We start from the raw sequence: 17,203 nt of genomic DNA on the forward strand, positions 1-17,203 counted from the left end.
TGTTGCAAGCGCGTTTAACCATTTATTTATCGATTTAGAGAGACTGCCATGCTGGAAAAGATCGCCAAAGCCCGTAATTTATCCCGAGCGAATAATGCGGTGAAGCGAATGATTTCCGAACGCGGCGAATCAAATGCACTGAGTATGGCCGATGATGTGGTGAACAGTTATCGCAAGCTCACCAAAGATCAGCACGTTGCCTTTTTCACTTTCCTGTTCGAAAAACTCAATCCCGATACTGATCTGGTAATGACTGCAGCACAAAATTTTGCTGCAGACTCCAATGCCCGAAACTACATTCGTTTGCAACGCGTAGTTGAGTCTCCACGCCAAGAATTATTCCGTCGTTTAAATCGTGCGAGCGAAGGCACTGCTGCAGTTGTGCAAATGCGTCGTGACCTCTTGCAAGTGTTGGATAAGAAGCCGGAATTGACCGCAGTCGATTTTGATATGCGGCACTTGTTGTCTTCTTGGTTTAATCCTGGATTTTTGAAGATGCATCGCGTGGATTGGAAGTCTCCGGCCGAGGTGCTAGAGAAGCTCATTCAGCACGAAGCGGTTCATGCGATTGATGGCTGGGATGATTTGCGTCGCCGTTTACAGCCTGATCGTCGTTGTTTTGCATTCTTTCATCCACAGCTGCCGAACGAGCCCCTCATCTTCGTTGAGGTCGCTCTGCTCCCAGAAGTTCCTGCAGTGATTACACCCTTGGTCGATAAGAAGGCTGAGACCAATGATCAGGTATCGCAATTTAAGGTGGCTGCCTTTTATTCCATCAGTAACTGTGAGCCCGGTTTGCGTGGGGTGTCGATGGGTAACTTCTTAATCAAGCGCGTAGCCGAGCAATTGCATGCGGAGTTCCCGGGTTTAAAAACCTTCGTAACCTTGTCGCCGATTCCAGGCTTTATGGATTGGGTAGTGGCAGGCGCCAATCTTGGACAAGGCGTTCCAGAGGATCGTTTGAAGCCAGCCATTAAAGCCACACGTGATCAAGCTTTGGCAACCTTGAAGTTGGATAGCCAATCTTGGGCAGAGCGCCTGAGTGCTGGCTGGCATCCTGATCAGGCCTCCGAGAAAGAAAATGAAGCCCTGATGTCCTTGGCGAGTATCTATTTGGGTCTCGCTTCAACGGGACGTGACGGCAATCCGGTAGCCAAGTTTCACTTGGGGAATGGGGCAAAGCTGCATCAAATTAACTGGGCAGGGGATTTGTCCCGTAAGGGGCTGCGTCAATCGGCTGGCCTCATGGTCAATTACCTTTATGACCTTTCTTCCGTTGAGGACAATCATGAGCGCTTTGCCAATGGCGAGGTGATCTATAGCAGGGCTGTTGGTAAGTTAATGACGGCATAAAGAGGGATTTCAGACCGATTTGGGCTGCTTTAGCTGCAGTAGGTCTGAATTGATCGGATCCCTGGAATCAAGTTTAGAATGACAGAATTATTAAAAGTGGCAAATCACGTTTCATTATTTGATAAAAAACAGGGCTGCTATTAGCAAAGACCCATAGGAGAACAAGATGACAGATTCAAAAGAAATTAGTCAGTTACGCCGCCAGATTCTTTTAGGTGCTGCTGGAGCTTCTTTGGCAGGATATAACTTGCCAACTTGGGCTCAAGGTGCGTCACAGACCCTGAAAATTTCCCATCAATTTCCGAGTGGCACGGATTTCCGTGATCGTCTCTGTAAAAAGTTTGCTGATGAGGTGAGCAAGAGAACGAAGGGCGCGCTGAAGTTTGATGTGTACCCTCAATCATCTTTGATGAAAACCAATGCGCAATTTAGTGCTCTGCGTAAAGGCGCATTAGATTTCACTTTCTATCCCCTTCCTTATGCTGGTGGAGAGGTAGTCGAAGCCAATATTGGCTTAATGCCTGGTCTTGTGACCAGCTACGAGCAGGGCGCCAAATGGAAGAATGCCGAAGTCGGCAAGATTTTGAACAAGGTGATGGAGTCTAAGGGCGTCATCATCGTGAGTTGGGTCTGGCAAGCAGGTGGCGTTGCAACCCGCTCAGGCCCCATCATTGTTCCTGACGATATCAAAGGCGTGAAGTGCCGCGGCGGTAGTCGCGAGTTTGATGCGATGCTCAAGGCGGCCGGTGGCTCTGTGATGACCTCAATTCCTTCGAATGAAGTCTATCAAGCCATGCAAACCGGTTCACTGGATGCAGCCTACACCTCCTCTGCCAGTTTGATGTCATTTAAGTTAGCTGAGTTGTCCAAGAACTTTACGAGCGCCAAGAACAAGTCCTATTGGTATATGTTGGAGCCACTCATGATGTCCAAAATGGTCTTTGATGCATTACCGGCAAACCAGCGTGAAATCATCATGTCGGTTGGAGCGGATATGGAAAAGTTTGGTACTGAGCAAGCCAAGCTAGACGATATTGACGCTTCGATTGCTTTTGCAAAGGCGGGTAATAAAGTATTTGAGCTCGATAATTCGGTGGTGGAGAAATGGAAAGCCGTTGCCAAGTCTTCAGCCTGGAAAGAATTCTCTGAGCGTAATGAAACCTGTGCGGCTATGATGGCCTCTGCAGCAAAAATCAGCGGATAATGTTTAAGCTCCTCGAAATGGCTGACAAAGGCATGTCAGCCCTCAATAAATGCCTAGTCCTGTTGGGGTCAATTGCCTTAATGGCGGCCGCTCTGATTCTGAGTTACAGCGTCATCTCTCGGGGTCTCTTTCACGCAGCGAATGATTGGCAAGATGAAGCTGCTCTTTTTTGTCTAGTAGGGGTCACATTTATGTGTAGCTCCTACGTGCAAGAAAAGCGTGGCCATATTGGGATCTCTGCGATTGAGGGTCTTTTACCCCATAAAGTGAATCAGGTTCGCGCAACAGTAATTGATATCATTTCCTGCTTATTTTTCGTCTTCTTCTCAATGAAGACTTGGGATTTACTGGTTGAAGCTTGGGTAGATGGTCAAGTTACCAACTCCACTTGGGCGCCTTCTCTGTGGATCCCTTACTCAATGATGTTTGCCGGCATGGTACTACTCAGCATCCAACTATTTTTACAAATCTTTGTCAGGAAGCATGTGGCTACTGATGTTCTAAGTAGAGGTCACTAAATATGTCTATTCTGACAATCGGTTTGATCTTCGGCCTGGTCACTCTATTAATTATGTTCTCGGGCATTTCTATTGCTTTTGCTTTGGGAATCGTTGCGATCATCTTTATGTATTTTTTCATGCCTGCATCTTCTTTAGATACGGTGGCACAAAACGTCTATGAAGAAATGTCCAGTATTACCTTAATGTCGATTCCGCTCTTCATTTTGAAGGGCGCGGCAATTGGACGCTCTCGGGCTGGTAAGGATTTATACGACGCATTGCATGTTTGGATGGGTAAGGTCCCAGGTGGTTTAGGTGTTGCTAACGTCTTTGCTTGTGCCTTATTTGCTGCGATGGCGGGTTCTAGTCCTGCAACTTGCTCAGCGATCGGTAGTGCCGGTATTCCAGAAATGCGTAAGCGTGGTTACTCACCTGGCTTTGCTGCAGGCATTATTGCGGCAGGTGGTACCTTGGGTATTTTGTTGCCACCATCGATCACGATGATTTTGTATTCGGTGGCATCCGAACAGTCGCTTGGTCGCTTGTTCCTAGCCGCGATCGGCCCCGGCGTGATGTTGGTCATCTTCTTTTCGATTTACACCATCATGCGTTTCCGTAAGGAATACGCAAGAGCGTATGAGGCGTACAGCCTCAACCCTGCTGCGACTTCACCGATCCTGGATCGTCACACTTACACCATGCAGCAAAAGATCAGCGCCTTACCACGCGTTCTGCCGTTCTTGGTGCTCTTGATTGGCGTGATGGTGGCTTTGTATGGTGGTTATGCGACTCCTGCTGAGACTGCGGGTCTGGGTGCCGTGTTTGCTTTTGTGTTGATTGCCTTGATTTATGGGATGTGGCGTTTTAAAGACTTATATCCATTGCTGGATGTCACTATTCGCGAATCCGCCATGTTGATGTTCATTATTGGCATGTCTTTGCTCTTTGCTAACGTGATGAGTTATTTGCATCTGAGTCAGTCTGCAGCGCAAGCAATTGTGGATCTGCACACCTCCCGCTGGTTGCTCTTGGCCGCGATTTTGTTAATGGTGATTGTGCTCGGTTTCTTCTTGCCACCTGTTTCAATTATTTTGATGACCTCACCCATTTTCTTGCCACCATTGCGTGCGGCTGGATTTGACCTCATTTGGTTTGGTGTGGTGATGACTATCGTGATGGAGACTGGCTTGATTCATCCGCCTGTAGGCCTGAATATTTTTGTGATCAAAAATATTGCGCCTGACATTACTCTGCGAGAGATTATTTATGGTGTGATGCCTTTTGTAGCCATCATGATTTTTTCTGTAGTACTTCTGTGCTTCTTCCCAGAAATTGCTACCGGTCTCTCTGATTGGGTAATGGGACCACCACTGTCTTAATCTCGATTTAAATCCTCAAGGAATTTTCATGAATTTGTATTCGTTGTTAGAAAAAGGCTTTCCGAAAGATAAAAAAGCCTGCGCGATTGAAACGCACGATGGCCTCTATTACTCCTGGGGTGACCTAGAGCGTTCTACCGCCATGATGGCCAATCTCTTGAAGAACCTCAAGCTCCCTAAAGGTTCTAGGATTGCAGTGCAGGTTGAAAAATCTCCTGAAGCACTATTTCTGTATTTGGCAACGATTCGTGCGGGTTATGTTTATCTGCCGCTAAACACGGCTTACCAGGCTGCTGAGATGCAGTACTTTATTGAGAATGCAGAGCCTGCATTGGTGGTTTGTAGTAGTAAGAATTTCGCCTGGGTATCCAAGGTGGCTTTCAAAGCGGGTACCAAGCATGTCTTAACTCTGGATGACAACCGGACCGGTACTTTGCTCGAAAGAGCTGCTGTACAAAGCGATCAATTCAAAACAGTTGCTGCTAAGGATGATGATTTGGCGGCGATTTTGTATACCTCTGGTACCACTGGTCGCAGTAAGGGCGCCATGCTGACCCATCAGAACTTGGGCAGTAACGCTGCAGTGTTACAAAAGTTTTGGGACTGGCAAAAAGGGGATGTCCTCTTGCATGCTCTACCCATTTTCCATGTCCATGGTTTATTTGTGGCAGCCCATGGTGCATTGATCAACGGTAGCAAAATGATTTGGTTGCCCCGTCTGGATGTTTTGCAATTGATTCATCACATGCCACAGGCAACAGTCATGATGGGCGTGCCTACTTTCTACGTACGCTTATTGGCAGACAAGGGTTTTAATAAACACGTTGCTCGTAATATGCGTTTATTTGTTTCAGGTTCAGCACCTTTGCTAACTGAGACATTTAACAGCTTTCATGAGGTGATTGGTCAGCCGATTCTGGAGCGTTATGGCATGAGCGAGACCGTGATGTTGGTCTCCAACCCCTACAAGGGTAAACGCGTGGGCGGTTCTGTCGGATTACCTTTGCCTGGCGTCAAAGTCCGCGTTGTTAATGAAAACAATAAGCCATGTGCTGTTAATGAAATTGGTAGCATTCAGGTAAAAGGCCCGAATATTTTTGCTGGCTACTGGCGTATGCCTGAGAAGACTGCGGAAGAGTTCACCAAGGATGGCTGGTTCAAGACTGGTGACGTAGGTCGCTGGGGTGGACCCGCTAATGGGGGCAATGCTCCTGATAATTATCTCTGTATTGTTGGCCGTAGTAAGGATTTGATTATTTCAGGTGGCTATAACGTCTATCCTAAAGAAATCGAGAGCTTCATTGATGATATGGATGGCGTTGACGAGAGCGCAGTGATCGGCATCCCTCATCCGGATTTTGGGGAGGCGGTAATGGCAGTAGTAGTAGCCAAAGCTGGCGCTAAATTGGATGCCCAGGCCATGATCAACACCTTGAAGACGCAGATTGCCAATTTCAAAGTACCAAAACGCTTAGAGATTGTTTCTGATTTACCTCGCAATGCGATGGGTAAAGTTCAGAAAAACGTTCTGCGTGAGCAGTACACCCAGAAGTAATTGAGCTCTTAGAAACCAAATGCCTTGCGGCTTTCATTAAACATGAAGGCCGCAAGCAAGAGCAAAATAAATCCAAAGATCCGTTTGAGTTGCGCAACGTTGAGTTTGCGTGCCATCTTTGCGCCCCAAGGTGCTGTAAAAACACTCACAATCACAATGCAGGCGACTGCAGGTGTATAAACATATCCGATTGAGCCTGCTGGTAGATTGGGGATACCCCAACTGCCATACATATAGCCCAAGGTTGCCGATAGTGCTACCGGTAAGCCCAACCCAGAAGAGGTGGCCATAGCGGTGTGGGGTTTGACGTTGCACCAGATCATAAATGGCACTGTTACAAAAGCACCGCCGGCGCCCACTAGGCTCGCAAGGGCGCCCACAAAAGTACCAAATGAAAATAATCCCGCCGTGCCAGGCAGCTCGCGACCCGGTTTGGGTTGTTTGTTGCGCAGCATTTGTATGGCGCTATAAACAATAAAGCAGCCAAAGAATAAGGAAAGCCATGAGGTCTTGAGTGCTTCAAATAATTTACTTCCGCCAATCAGGGCACCAAATACCATGCCTGGGCTAAGCAACCCAATCAATTTCCAGTTCACCGAACCATGCTTATGGTGAGCCCAAATCGCCGATGAAGTGGTGAACAAAATGGTGGCCATGCCACTAGCAATCGCCATATGCACAACTAAATCCTGTGGAAACCCCAAGTGATTGAATACCAAAATCATGAAGGGCACCAAGATCATCCCGCCACCAATGCCCAGAAGTCCAGCTAGAAATCCAGAGATGCTTCCACATAGAAGCAGCATGGCAATATCGTTTATGAACATAGAGGATTCCCCGCCTTAGCCGCTAGGCCGTCATCCTGAACCCTAGGGTTCAAGGTGGAACGGCTACTCTGCTTCGGGTGCATTAAGCTCCTCAGGGAGTGAACAGCGCGAGGCTGCCACTGTGAAGTATCAAAACGCTCACGCCCACAAGGTAAAGATCGTTCCGGATGCTTGCGCATCGGTTCAAGGAACTATTGGCCTTGGCGAACCAGGCAGGGAAAGGGTTTGCATCAGTGCATCAACCTGACTCTCTAAAGCATGAATTTCTGCTTGGAGGCGGGATACATCTTCCGATTGAAGACTGCTTGGCGCAGCCGTATTTTGCTGTTCGTTTTGTAGCTTAATGAAGTCACCAGCAATTTTGAGAGCTGCCATCATGCTGGCGCGCTCAATACTGCGATTGCCACCATTAATCGCTAACTGAATTTGTTCGTCAACGAGGGTGCAGGCAGCGCGCAGTAGGGGCTCATGCTCAGCGCTAGTTGCAAGCGCAATCTTTTGACCGGCAATCGTGACTTCAATGCGTTGTTGGCTCATTACCATCCTCGGGTTCTGGGGCGTTGCTCTCACCAAGTAAATTCATTTGACGCCCGTCAGTTTGCTCAGGTAGTCTACTTAAGATGTGTTGAATTCGTTTTTGCGCATCCTCAATCTTCTCTTCCAGCTGAACTCGGTCTGCCGCCAGTTTTTGGACGGCGGTTGCTACTAGGGCAAGCTTTTCAGTAAGTCGCTGAATCGAGGCTTGTAAGGAGCCCAGATCGTCAGAAGAGGAGGGGAGTTGATCACTCATATTGCCATTGTAGCTTTTTGAGACAGAAGTGTGAATTCCCCTCTACCCAGTCATATTCAGCGCTAGGGGGCTAAAAAGAATATTTAGTAGTTAAATAATAGGCTCTGCGATCACTGGGGTAGTAGTAGTAATTATTCACAAAGGAACCGCTAGCAACTTGGGTGGAGGCATAGCCCCCATAGGTTGCATACAAGGAGTTGCCTACATTCTTGACTGTAAATTTGGTATCCCAGCCACTATTCTTGTAATTTAAATAGACATCTCCGACAGTATAGGAAGGCATTAAGGCCAGGGAGTTGTAGATGGTTGTATTGGTCCCTGCATCGTAATGTTGAGTACTAACGTAATTCACAACCCCGCCAAATGACCAATTTTGATCAATTAAATAGTTAGCTCTCGCATTGAGGAGCAAATCAGGTGTCATTGCGATTGACTGACCCATATAGGGTCCGTCCGCATAGTAAGACCGTTGGAATTTGCCACCGCCAGCAATGCTAAGATGGTTCGTAAGGTTAGCGGAGGAATCTAAAACAATTCCTCTTCGATTCACGTTGTATGGAGAGTTGTAGTTTGCTCCAGTTGTGGGGTTGTAAGTAATTTCATTCTGAGACACTGAGGAGAATAGTGAGCCATTTATCCTTAGGGTATTAAGCACCCAGTTACCCCCAGCAGAATAGGTTTGAGCCGTTTGAGGTTTTAGGATGCCATTAAAAACTTGAGCGCCCGTTGTTGGATCGGCACCCCAAAACTCATCAATATTAGGAAAGCGGTAGGACTGATCCCACTTAATGAAAAGATTCTGATTTTTTGCGTAATTGAAATTGAATGCCGCATCTCCAGCGTTAGCAGAAAATGTTTGATTCGCTGTCGTAGCACCATTTATTGATCCTACTGCTGAATAGTAGGTGCTGGCTTGCTGAGTTTGATGTCTTGCCCCACCTGTAAAGCCAACGCCATCAGTCAAGGGTAATTTTAGAATTCCGTAAGCGGACTGATTTAATACATACGCATTTTGAACATTGTTGGTTTGATTGGTTGGATTATCAACATACCCCTGGGGAATCATATAGTCATTAAGTTGATTTGATCCGTACGTGCCAATCGAACCTTGTGATGCTTTATTAAATTCATACCCAATGATTGTTGTGCCTAGAGGGCCAAAGTTAGCCTTTACACGAGGAGAGAGGTTAAATTGCCAGCCCGAAAGAGTGTTGTTGGTATTTGACCAGACTGGGGTTCCGCTAGAAGTATTAATTGCTGCGGTGGTGTCATAAAAAGGGTAGTAGTTAAAAGCAGTTTTATTCGAGTAGGAGCTATCGAGCTCACCAAGAAATCCATCGGCTAACTCCTTGGTGCCGCCAAAACGAAGTCCAGAGTTATTGACTGTATTAGTGGCGCCTATATTTTTGAAGAATGCTGACTGCGGATTTCCGCTTCCTACTTGCCCAATCACGGCGCCAGGCACTCCCTCATTGGTATAACCATAGAAAAAATCGATATAAGCCTTATCAATACTATTGAATTTCTGGGTTACCTTGGCATCGAATGCGTAAGCATTTGCTCCAGAATTTTGACGCCACCCTTGGCTGTTGGATGTGTTTGCAGTGAGTTGATAGGTGGTGTCCTGGTATGTGTCTCGCAGAATGGCATTATTGATGAGCGTGTTATAGCTGCCATAACTGACGCTTGCCTGATTTAGGGCCGAGCTATTGCCATTGGTAATGATGTTAATGACTCCACCCACTGCGCCGTTACCATACTGCACGCTAGCGCCACCCTGAAGAACCTCAATGCGTTCAATAGAGTCGATTGGAACAGATTCCCACATCACAGAAGAAGAATCAATCGGATTGATTCTTTGACCATCTACCAGAACGAGGGTGGTACTTCCTGCAGTCATGCCATAACCGCCCATATCAACCGTGGCATCTAAGTTGAGTTGACCGCCACCATTGATATTGCGGACATTTAGCCCGCCAATTTGTGAAAGTACATCTGGAATATTTTGCGATGTTGAATTTGCTATTTCATCACGCGTAATGACTTTGATATCAGCAGGTACTTCATTGAGATTTTCCTCAAAGCGTGATCCCGTCACAATCACGGTACCACCTGTGGTTTGGGCTTGGACTATCTGATGGTTGCCGATTATTAGTAAAGCTACACCAAAAAATAGGGCGGCTATTTTCTTATTACTCAGCTGCGGATTCATGCTGCACTTTCTGTTGTCGAATACCCGCGCCAACTTCCCCGTTAGCAGGGTCGAACAGAATTTCACGTGCGAGAGATCAGGCGTCAATAAAGATCCAGGCTTTACGGGCGAGGACAATCATCGGCGCGCGAAGGTCCCCGTCCGCAAAATTCCACCTGTCTTGGCCGGTATCCGGGCTGGTAAACATCAGAATCTAGCCTTCCCATGCAATTGACGTGCACAGTGGCTTTTGAGATTCCTTGCCCCAGATTGTGAAATCGGGGGTGCATTTACTTACCGTTGCGGGGGCAGCACACGTTTAGTGTTTCCCGTTTAACTTTATTGCATTGCAATAGAGCACCACGACAAGGGGAATTCTATCTCAAACAGCTTCTAAGGCGCAGAATCTACAGGCTTTAGGGTCATAAAAAGCCTACAATAGAGTGCTTAGGAACCCAGAATTCATGACCGCATTAGATAAGCATCCCGAAAAAAACCTGATACGCCTACAGCTGAGTCAGAACTCCGTTTTGCAGAACCTGGATCCAGGCGCAATGGCCGATTTAGAGGCGCATTTAGAGATTGCAGATCTCAAAAAAGGCGACATTCTGCTGCATCAGGGCGATCACCAAATGGAGCAGTACTTTGTCCTCGATGGGATCTTAAAAAGAATTGTCTCTAGTGCGGATGCCAAAGAGATGATCTTGCGCTTTGCGATCGAGAAAGATATTGAGACCAGTTATGCAGCGTGGCGACTCAAGACGGCTGCTCCTTACAGTATTGCTTCAGTGACTAAGGCTAGGGTTGCGCGGATGCCTCTCAAGGCTTGGGCGGAATTTTTGAATGCCCACCCCGCTCTCAAAGAGGGCTTTGAATTTGAGGTGATGCGTTTGATGAGCGAGATCATGGCGCACACCATTACTTTGCATATGCTCGATGCGCCTGGCAGGGTAGAGCGCTTCTTGCGTAAGTATCAGTATTTGTTCGAATTACTGCCCAAAAAAGAGTTGGCCGCTTATCTCAATCTTTCCCCTGAGACCCTGAGTCGCCTCAAAACCAAGCATAAAGAGCTCTTCGTTTAGGCTCCTACAGGCCCAATAAATTGGGCATTTCAGTGGAAATTGACCCAAGTCAATGATCCATCTTCTCCCCAAGCCTAAGATTCAGTTCTGCTGTGGAGGAGACAAATTTTTACCTCTCGCATTGTTTATAACTTTAATAATCATTTATGACTACAGATACTCAAAACACCCAGTTAACCGATGGCTTTCATTTAGTCATTGATGCCCTCAAGGCAAACGATCTCAACACGATTTTTGGTCTCGTTGGCATTCCAATTACCGACTTGTGCCGTTTAGCTCAAGCTGAAGGAATGCGTTTCATCGGCTTCCGTCATGAGCAACACGCAGGTAATGCTGCTGCAATCGCTGGTTACATGACACAACAGCCTGGTATCTGTATGACCGTTTCCGCTCCCGGATTCTTGAACGGCTTGACTGCTTTAGCAAACGCTACCGTGAACTGCTTCCCAATGATTTTGATCAGCGGTTCAAGCGAGCGTGAGATTGTTGACTTGCAACAGGGCGATTACGAAGAGATGGATCAGCTCAATGCTGCTAAGCCATATGCAAAAGCGGCTTATCGTATTAATCACATCGAAGATATCGGTATCGGCTTTGCTCGTGCGATTCGTGCGGCAGTATCCGGTCGTCCTGGTGGCGTGTATCTGGACTTGCCTGCTCAATTGCTGGCACAAACGATGCCTGCTGCAGAGGCTAAGAAAACCATTTTCAAAGTGATCGATCCAGTTCCTCGCCAAATCCCTGCAGCTGATGCAGTCGAGCGCGCGCTCAATGTCCTGAAGGGCGCAAAGCGTCCATTAATTCTCTTGGGTAAAGGCGCAGCATACGCACAAGCTGATAGCCAGGTTCGTGATTTGATTGAGAAGTCTGGTATTCCATATTTGCCAATGTCGATGGCAAAGGGTTTATTACCTGATAACCATCCACAGTCAGCATCTGCAGCGCGCTCATTTGTTTTGGCTGAAGCAGACGCAGTGTTGTTGGTTGGTGCCCGTTTGAACTGGTTGCTCGCACACGGTAAAGGTAAGACTTGGGGTAAAGAGCCTAAGAAATTTATTCAGATCGATATTCAGGCAAACGAAGTTGATAGCAACGTACAAATTGATGCACCATTGATCGGTGATATTGGTTCATGCGTAGGCGAACTCTTGAAGGGTATTGCTGCAGTTCCTAAGCCAAGCGCTGAATGGATCAATGCCATCAACGAGAAGAAAGACAAGAACATGGCGAAGATGGCAGAAACACTTGCCAAAGAAGCTACGCCAATGAACTTCCATGGCGCATTGCGTGTCATTCGTGATGTTGTAAAAAAGAATCCTGATATCAACTTAGTCAATGAGGGTGCAAATACCCTTGATTACTGCCGTGCGATCGTGGATATGTACAAGCCACGTAAGCGTTTTGACTCAGGTACCTGGGGCATTATGGGTATTGGTATGGGCTATGCTATTGGCGCTGCTGTGACTAGCGGCCTTCCAACTCTGGCGATTGAGGGCGATAGTGCCTTTGGATTTAGCGGTATGGAGCTCGAGACCATTTGTCGTTACAACTTACCCATTACTACCGTAGTATTTAACAACAACGGCGTGTATCGTGGTACAGACGTGAATCCTACTGGTGGCGCCGATGTTGCCCCTACTGTGTTTGTTAAGGATGCACGCTATGACAAGATGATTGAAGCGTTTGGCGGAGTCGGCTATTACGTCACCACCCCTGCTGAATTGGAAGCTGCCTTAACCAAAGCGATTGCCGAGGGTAAGCCTGCTTTGATCAACGCAGTGATTGATGAAACTGCTGGTACCGAAAGCGGACGTTTAACCAATCTCAACCCATCTACTGCGGCTGCTAAGCACTAAGCCAACGGTAATTGATTAGTAATATTGACTAGCTACATTAAGTAATACTTTAAGGAGAAACAAACATGACTAAACCATTAGACGGTATTCGGATTATCGACTTCACCCACGTACAAGCGGGTCCTGCCTGTACTCAATTGTTAGGCTTTTATGGCGCTGACGTGATCAAGGTAGAGCGTCCAGGATCTGGCGACGTAACCCGTAGTCAGTTGCGCGATATTCCTGGTGCTGATGCTCTGTATTTCACCATGCTGAACGGTAACAAGCGTTCTTTAACTTTAGATACTAAGACTCCAGAAGGTAAAGAAGTTTTAGAGAAGATGATTAAGACTTCAGACGTCATGGTTGAGAACTTCGGCCCAGGCGCTTTGGATCGAATGGGTTTCTCTTGGAAGCGAATTCAAGAATTGAATCCAAAGATGATCCTCGCTTCTGTTAAAGGTTTCAGCGATGGTCACTCTTACGAGGACTTGAAGGTCTATGAGAACGTTGCGCAATGTGCTGGCGGCGCTGCTTCTACAACCGGTTTCTGGGATGGTCCTCCTACTGTTTCTGCTGCTGCTTTGGGTGACTCCAATACGGGTATGCACTTGGCGATTGGTATTTTGACTGCATTGATGCAGCGTCAGAAGACCGGCAAGGGTCAAAAAGTTTCTTGCTCAATGCAAGATGCTGTTCTGAATCTGTGCCGTGTGAAGTTGCGCGATCAACAGCGTTTGGACAAGATTGGTTACTTGGAAGAGTATCCACAGTACCCACACGGTTCATTCTCTGATGTTGTTCCACGCGGCGGTAACGCAGGCGGTGGTGGTCAACCAGGTTGGGTCTTAAAGTGTAAAGGTTGGGAAACTGATCCGAATGCGTACATCTATTTCACCATTCAAGGTCATGCATGGGAGCCAATTACCAAAGCTTTGGGCAAACCAGAGTGGGCAACTGATCCAGCGTACATGACTGCTGAAGCACGTCAAGATAAGATTTTTGACATCTTCGCAACGATTGAAGATTGGTTAAAAGACAAAACTAAATACGAAGCAGTGGATATCCTCCGTAAGTTCGATATTCCTTGCGCGCCAGTGCTCTCGATGAAAGAGTTGGCTAACTCACCAGACTTGCGTAAGAGCGGTTCGATTGTTGAAGTCGACCACAAAGTACGCGGTAAGTATTTGACGATTGGTAGCCCAATTAAGTTCTCTGATTTAGAGATCGAAGTGAAGCCATCACCTGTATTGGGTGAGCACACCGATGAGGTATTGGCCGATCTGGGTTACGGTACAGAAGACATTGCCAAACTGCATGCAGCTAAAGCAGTTTAAGTAGAGTCATCTGCTCTTAGAAGGCGCTCCTAGTGGGCGCCTTTTTTTACGTCTAATGGTTCTCCCTGCCTAAAAAATAGGCAATTATTTTTACACTGATTTCTCACTGGTAAAATCGAAATAATTCAAAATTTCAATCTTCCTAGGACTTTAATCATGGCAAAAGCATTAGACGGGGTCAAAATCCTCGACTTTACGCACGTTCAATCCGGCCCAACCTGTACTCAATTGTTAGCGTGGTTTGGTGCCGACGTCATCAAGGTGGAAAAATCGGGTGAGGGTGATGCGACCCGTGGTCAGTTACGCGACATTCCCGATGCGGACAGTTTGTATTTCACGATGCTCAATCACAACAAGCGATCGATCACGGTCAATACCAAAACCCAAAAGGGTAAAGAAATTCTGGAGCGCTTGATTAAAGAGTGTGACGTATTGGTCGAAAACTTTGCACCTGGCGCCTTAGATCGTATGGGTTTTTCTTGGGAGCGGATTCAGGAACTCAACCCACGCATGATCATGGCTTCTGTTAAAGGCTTTGGCCCAGGGCCCTATGAAGACTGCAAAGTCTATGAGAACGTAGCGCAATGCGCTGGTGGTTCAGCTTCCACAACCGGATTTGATGATGGCCCTCCGATGGTGACTGGTGCTCAGATCGGTGATAGTGGTACAGGTCTTCACTTAGCACTTGGTATTGTGACTGCTTTATATCAGCGGACCCAAACCGGTCGAGGACAAAAGGTATTGGCGGCGATGCAAGATGCTGTCCTCAATCTCTGCCGCGTTAAATTACGTGATCAACAACGCCTGGAGCGCAATGGTGAAATGCGTGAGTACCCACAATACCCCAATGGAAAGTTTGGCGACGCTGTGCCGCGCGCCGGTAACGCCTCTGGTGGCGGGCAACCTGGCTGGATTCTGAAATGCAAAGGCTGGGAGACCGATCCCAATTCTTATATCTACGTAGTAGTTCAAGCGCCTGTCTGGGAGGCTATCTGCAAAGTGATTGGTCGCGAGGATTGGATTACGGATCCTAAGTTTGCGTCGCCTGCTGCCCGCTTGCCCCATCTGATGGACATCTTTGCAGGTATCGAGCAATGGACCATGACGAAGACCAAGTTTGAAGCCATGGATATCTTGAATCAATATGATGTTCCTTGTGGCCCGATTCTCTCCATGAAAGAGCTGGCTGAGGAGCCTTCTTTACGCGAAACAGGCACAGTAGTTGAAGTAGATCATCCTGTGCGCGGCAAATATTTAACTGTCGGCAACCCCATTAAGTTATCGGATAGCGAAACTGAAGTAACCCGCTCCCCATTGCTGGGCGAACATACTGATGAGATCTTGAGTGAGCTTGGCTACAGTACCGATGAGCTCATTGAACTTCGTCACGACAAGGTGATCTAATGCGTGTTGCTTTAATTGGGAGCGCGGATTTTGGTAAGGCGGCATTAGAGGCTTTTTTGGATCGAGGTGATGAGCTCGTTGCCGTCTTCTGTCCACCAGATAATCCAAAATCAATTAAACCTGAAGCATTGAAAGAGGCTACCCTAGCAAGAGGCCTTACTCCTTTGCAGTTTGCCTCTCTGAAAAGTCCCGAGGCTGCTCAAGCTATGATCGATAGCAATGCCGATATTTGCGTCATGGCCTATGTTTTGCAGTTTGTGCCGCAAGAACTGGTGAAGATTCCGAAGCACGGCACGATCCAGTACCACCCATCCTTATTACCTAAATACCGTGGCCCCAGTGCGATTAACTGGGCCATTGCATTAGGCGAAGAAAAAACGGGCTTAACGATTTTTCGTCCCTCGGATGGTTTAGATGAAGGCGCGGTGATTTTGCAGAAAGAAGTGGTCATTGGACCAGACGATACTTTGGGTAAAGTCTATTTTGATCATCTTTTTCCATTGGGTGTGAGTGCATTATTAGAGGCTGCGGATCTTGTCGTAGCCGGTAAGTATCAAGAAGTCGTTCAAGATGAATCGCTAGCGAATTACGAGGGTTGGTTTGATGCGAATGCGGCTAAGATTCATTGGACAACCCACATTCATCAGATCTATAACTTGATTAGAGCGGCCAATCCTGCACCAGGTGCATGGACTCGCTTTGGCGAACAAAAAGTACAGATCTACGACGCCCATAAACATATTGCTCCGACCTTTGGCTCTGTCAAAGGTAAGCCCGGGGAAATCATTGAGATTAGCTTGAACTCATTTTCCGTGGCATGTCACGGCGGGCAAATTGAGGTGCTCAAAGCCAAAGGTGCTGCAGGGAAGGTGACGGGCGCTGAGCTTGCCAAGGAGCTCAATCTGGCAGTCGGCCAATTCTTCGAGCTTTAATGATTTTATAGGATCAAATGTGCATCTTTTTATCTTTAACTTATCCGAAATTGCTCTTCTCATTATTTTGCTGTTTGTTTCTATTGGCTCGAGCTTAGCTTGCTTTTTTCTTGTTCAAAAATATTGCACTTGGTTAAGTCTCAGAGATGGTGGAATCTTTGGCACTATTTTCGCTAATACAATGCCAACTTTAGTCGGCTTCATATTTGCTTTTGTAACAGTTGCCGCCTGGCAAAACCATAATGCTATTAACGATAGCGTTTCAAAAGAAGCTCACACATTATTTGATTTGTACCAAACCCTGGGAGCCTACCCAAGTGAAACTCAAAAAATCGGCCAAGAGGAGATTATCAAATACAGTAAATTAGTCATTAATCAAGAGTGGCCAACTCTTGGTCAAACGGGGTTTGATATAGAAACATTTAAACAACTAGACCGCATTAATTCACTATTTCTTAATTACAAGCCAGCGAACGTGTCTGGATTTGCTCTTCACAACGAAGGTTTGCGTTTGCTCTCTAGTTATAGAGATTTACGCAGAACCCGCGTAGAAAATGCTAACTCGTATATTCAAAAGCCTATGTGGGGCGCTCTCGTTGTATCGGCACTATTTTTAATTTTATTTTCAGCCTTTTTTAAAACACGTAACATACGTATTCATGCAGTAATGATGGCCTTGGTTGGGGGATCCCTTGGGGTCATGTTTTTCTTGCTGACGCTTTTAGATAACCCATTTTTAGGGCCCAGTGCAATACAGCCGATTCCATTTGAAAAAACATTGGAATCTATCTTAATCATTCAAAAATAGAAATAC

14 protein-coding genes, 1 other RNA gene, 1 pseudogene and 1 riboswitch are annotated in these 17,203 nt (G+C 46.8%); of the genes and pseudogenes, 11 read left to right on the forward strand and 5 right to left on the reverse strand.

The genetic code is table 11. The annotated features are described in order from the left end of the window. Positions 1-48: 48 nt before the first annotated feature. From ICU98_RS02395 to ICU98_RS02415, 5 genes are all read left to right on the forward strand, one after another. Entirely contained in the window at positions 49-1,353 is a 1,305-nt protein-coding gene (locus tag ICU98_RS02395) for a malonyl-CoA decarboxylase (protein ID WP_215352574.1), read from the forward strand. A gap of 166 nt (positions 1,354-1,519) precedes the next feature. Further along, positions 1,520-2,557: a TRAP transporter substrate-binding protein DctP gene (gene dctP, locus ICU98_RS02400; protein ID WP_215352575.1), complete on the forward strand. Its 1,038-nt coding sequence runs from the start codon at positions 1,520-1,522 to the stop codon at positions 2,555-2,557. Beyond that, positions 2,557-3,075: a TRAP transporter small permease gene (locus tag ICU98_RS02405; RefSeq protein WP_251365371.1), complete on the forward strand. Its 519-nt coding sequence runs from the start codon at positions 2,557-2,559 to the stop codon at positions 3,073-3,075. Before dctP ends, ICU98_RS02405 begins: the two co-directional genes overlap by 1 nt. 2 nt (positions 3,076-3,077) lie before the next feature. Continuing rightward, the gene (locus tag ICU98_RS02410; RefSeq protein ID WP_215352577.1) at positions 3,078-4,436 is read left to right on the forward strand and encodes a TRAP transporter large permease; all 1,359 of its coding nucleotides are present in this window, start codon (positions 3,078-3,080) and stop codon (positions 4,434-4,436) included. A 28-nt stretch (positions 4,437-4,464) separates the two neighbouring features. Then, positions 4,465-5,991, forward strand: a complete 1,527-nt coding sequence (locus tag ICU98_RS02415; RefSeq protein WP_371818433.1) for a malonyl-CoA synthase — start codon at positions 4,465-4,467, stop codon at positions 5,989-5,991. Between the two features lie 8 nt (positions 5,992-5,999). Here ICU98_RS02415 and ICU98_RS02420 read toward each other — a convergent pair whose 3' ends face one another. The 5 genes and pseudogenes from ICU98_RS02420 to ICU98_RS02440 all read right to left on the reverse strand — a co-directional run bounded on the left by ICU98_RS02420 (position 6,000) and on the right by ICU98_RS02440 (position 9,820). Continuing rightward, entirely contained in the window at positions 6,000-6,818 is an 819-nt protein-coding gene (locus ICU98_RS02420; RefSeq protein ID WP_215335289.1) for a sulfite exporter TauE/SafE family protein, read from the reverse strand. A gap of 3 nt (positions 6,819-6,821) precedes the next feature. Beyond that, positions 6,822-7,040: non-coding RNA, 6S RNA (gene ssrS / locus ICU98_RS02425), on the reverse strand. 99 nt (positions 7,041-7,139) lie between these two features. After that, positions 7,140-7,361: pseudogene (locus ICU98_RS08965) on the reverse strand (cell division protein ZapA); the annotation flags it as partial. Beyond that, positions 7,336-7,608, reverse strand: a complete 273-nt coding sequence (locus tag ICU98_RS02435; RefSeq protein WP_215352579.1) for a hypothetical protein — start codon at positions 7,606-7,608, stop codon at positions 7,336-7,338. The pseudogene ICU98_RS08965 and the gene ICU98_RS02435, both read right to left, overlap by 26 nt. 70 nt (positions 7,609-7,678) lie before the next feature. Continuing rightward, complete coding sequence (locus ICU98_RS02440) at positions 7,679-9,820, reverse strand: TonB-dependent receptor (protein ID WP_215352582.1); 2,142 nt, start codon at positions 9,818-9,820, stop codon at positions 7,679-7,681. Positions 9,821-9,964: 144 nt separating this feature from the next. Next, positions 9,965-10,179: riboswitch (cobalamin riboswitch) on the reverse strand. 84 nt (positions 10,180-10,263) lie between these two features. Between ICU98_RS02440 and ICU98_RS02445 the strand changes: the two genes are divergently transcribed. From ICU98_RS02445 to ICU98_RS02470, 6 genes are all read left to right on the forward strand, one after another. Continuing rightward, positions 10,264-10,881 (forward strand): Crp/Fnr family transcriptional regulator, encoded by a 618-nt coding sequence (locus ICU98_RS02445; protein ID WP_215335295.1) that lies wholly within the window; start codon positions 10,264-10,266, stop codon positions 10,879-10,881. A gap of 146 nt (positions 10,882-11,027) precedes the next feature. Beyond that, on the forward strand, positions 11,028-12,737 hold the full coding sequence (oxc, locus tag ICU98_RS02450) for an oxalyl-CoA decarboxylase (protein WP_215335297.1): 1,710 nt from the start codon (positions 11,028-11,030) through the stop codon (positions 12,735-12,737). 65 nt (positions 12,738-12,802) lie between these two features. Then, the gene (frc, locus tag ICU98_RS02455) at positions 12,803-14,053 is read left to right on the forward strand and encodes a formyl-CoA transferase (RefSeq protein WP_215335299.1); all 1,251 of its coding nucleotides are present in this window, start codon (positions 12,803-12,805) and stop codon (positions 14,051-14,053) included. 156 nt (positions 14,054-14,209) lie between these two features. After that, complete coding sequence (gene frc / locus ICU98_RS02460) at positions 14,210-15,457, forward strand: formyl-CoA transferase (protein WP_215352584.1); 1,248 nt, start codon at positions 14,210-14,212, stop codon at positions 15,455-15,457. Beyond that, the gene (locus tag ICU98_RS02465; RefSeq protein WP_215352586.1) at positions 15,457-16,389 is read left to right on the forward strand and encodes a methionyl-tRNA formyltransferase; all 933 of its coding nucleotides are present in this window, start codon (positions 15,457-15,459) and stop codon (positions 16,387-16,389) included. The genes frc (ICU98_RS02460) and ICU98_RS02465 overlap by 1 nt, the downstream gene beginning before the upstream one ends. 19 nt (positions 16,390-16,408) lie before the next feature. Next, a complete protein-coding gene (locus ICU98_RS02470; RefSeq protein ID WP_215352587.1) occupies positions 16,409-17,197 on the forward strand; it encodes a DUF4239 domain-containing protein in 789 nt (262 codons plus the stop codon). Positions 17,198-17,203: the final 6 nt, after the last annotated feature.

Source organism: Polynucleobacter sp. MWH-P3-07-1, assembly GCF_018687555.1.
Taxonomy (GTDB): domain Bacteria; phylum Pseudomonadota; class Gammaproteobacteria; order Burkholderiales; family Burkholderiaceae; genus Polynucleobacter.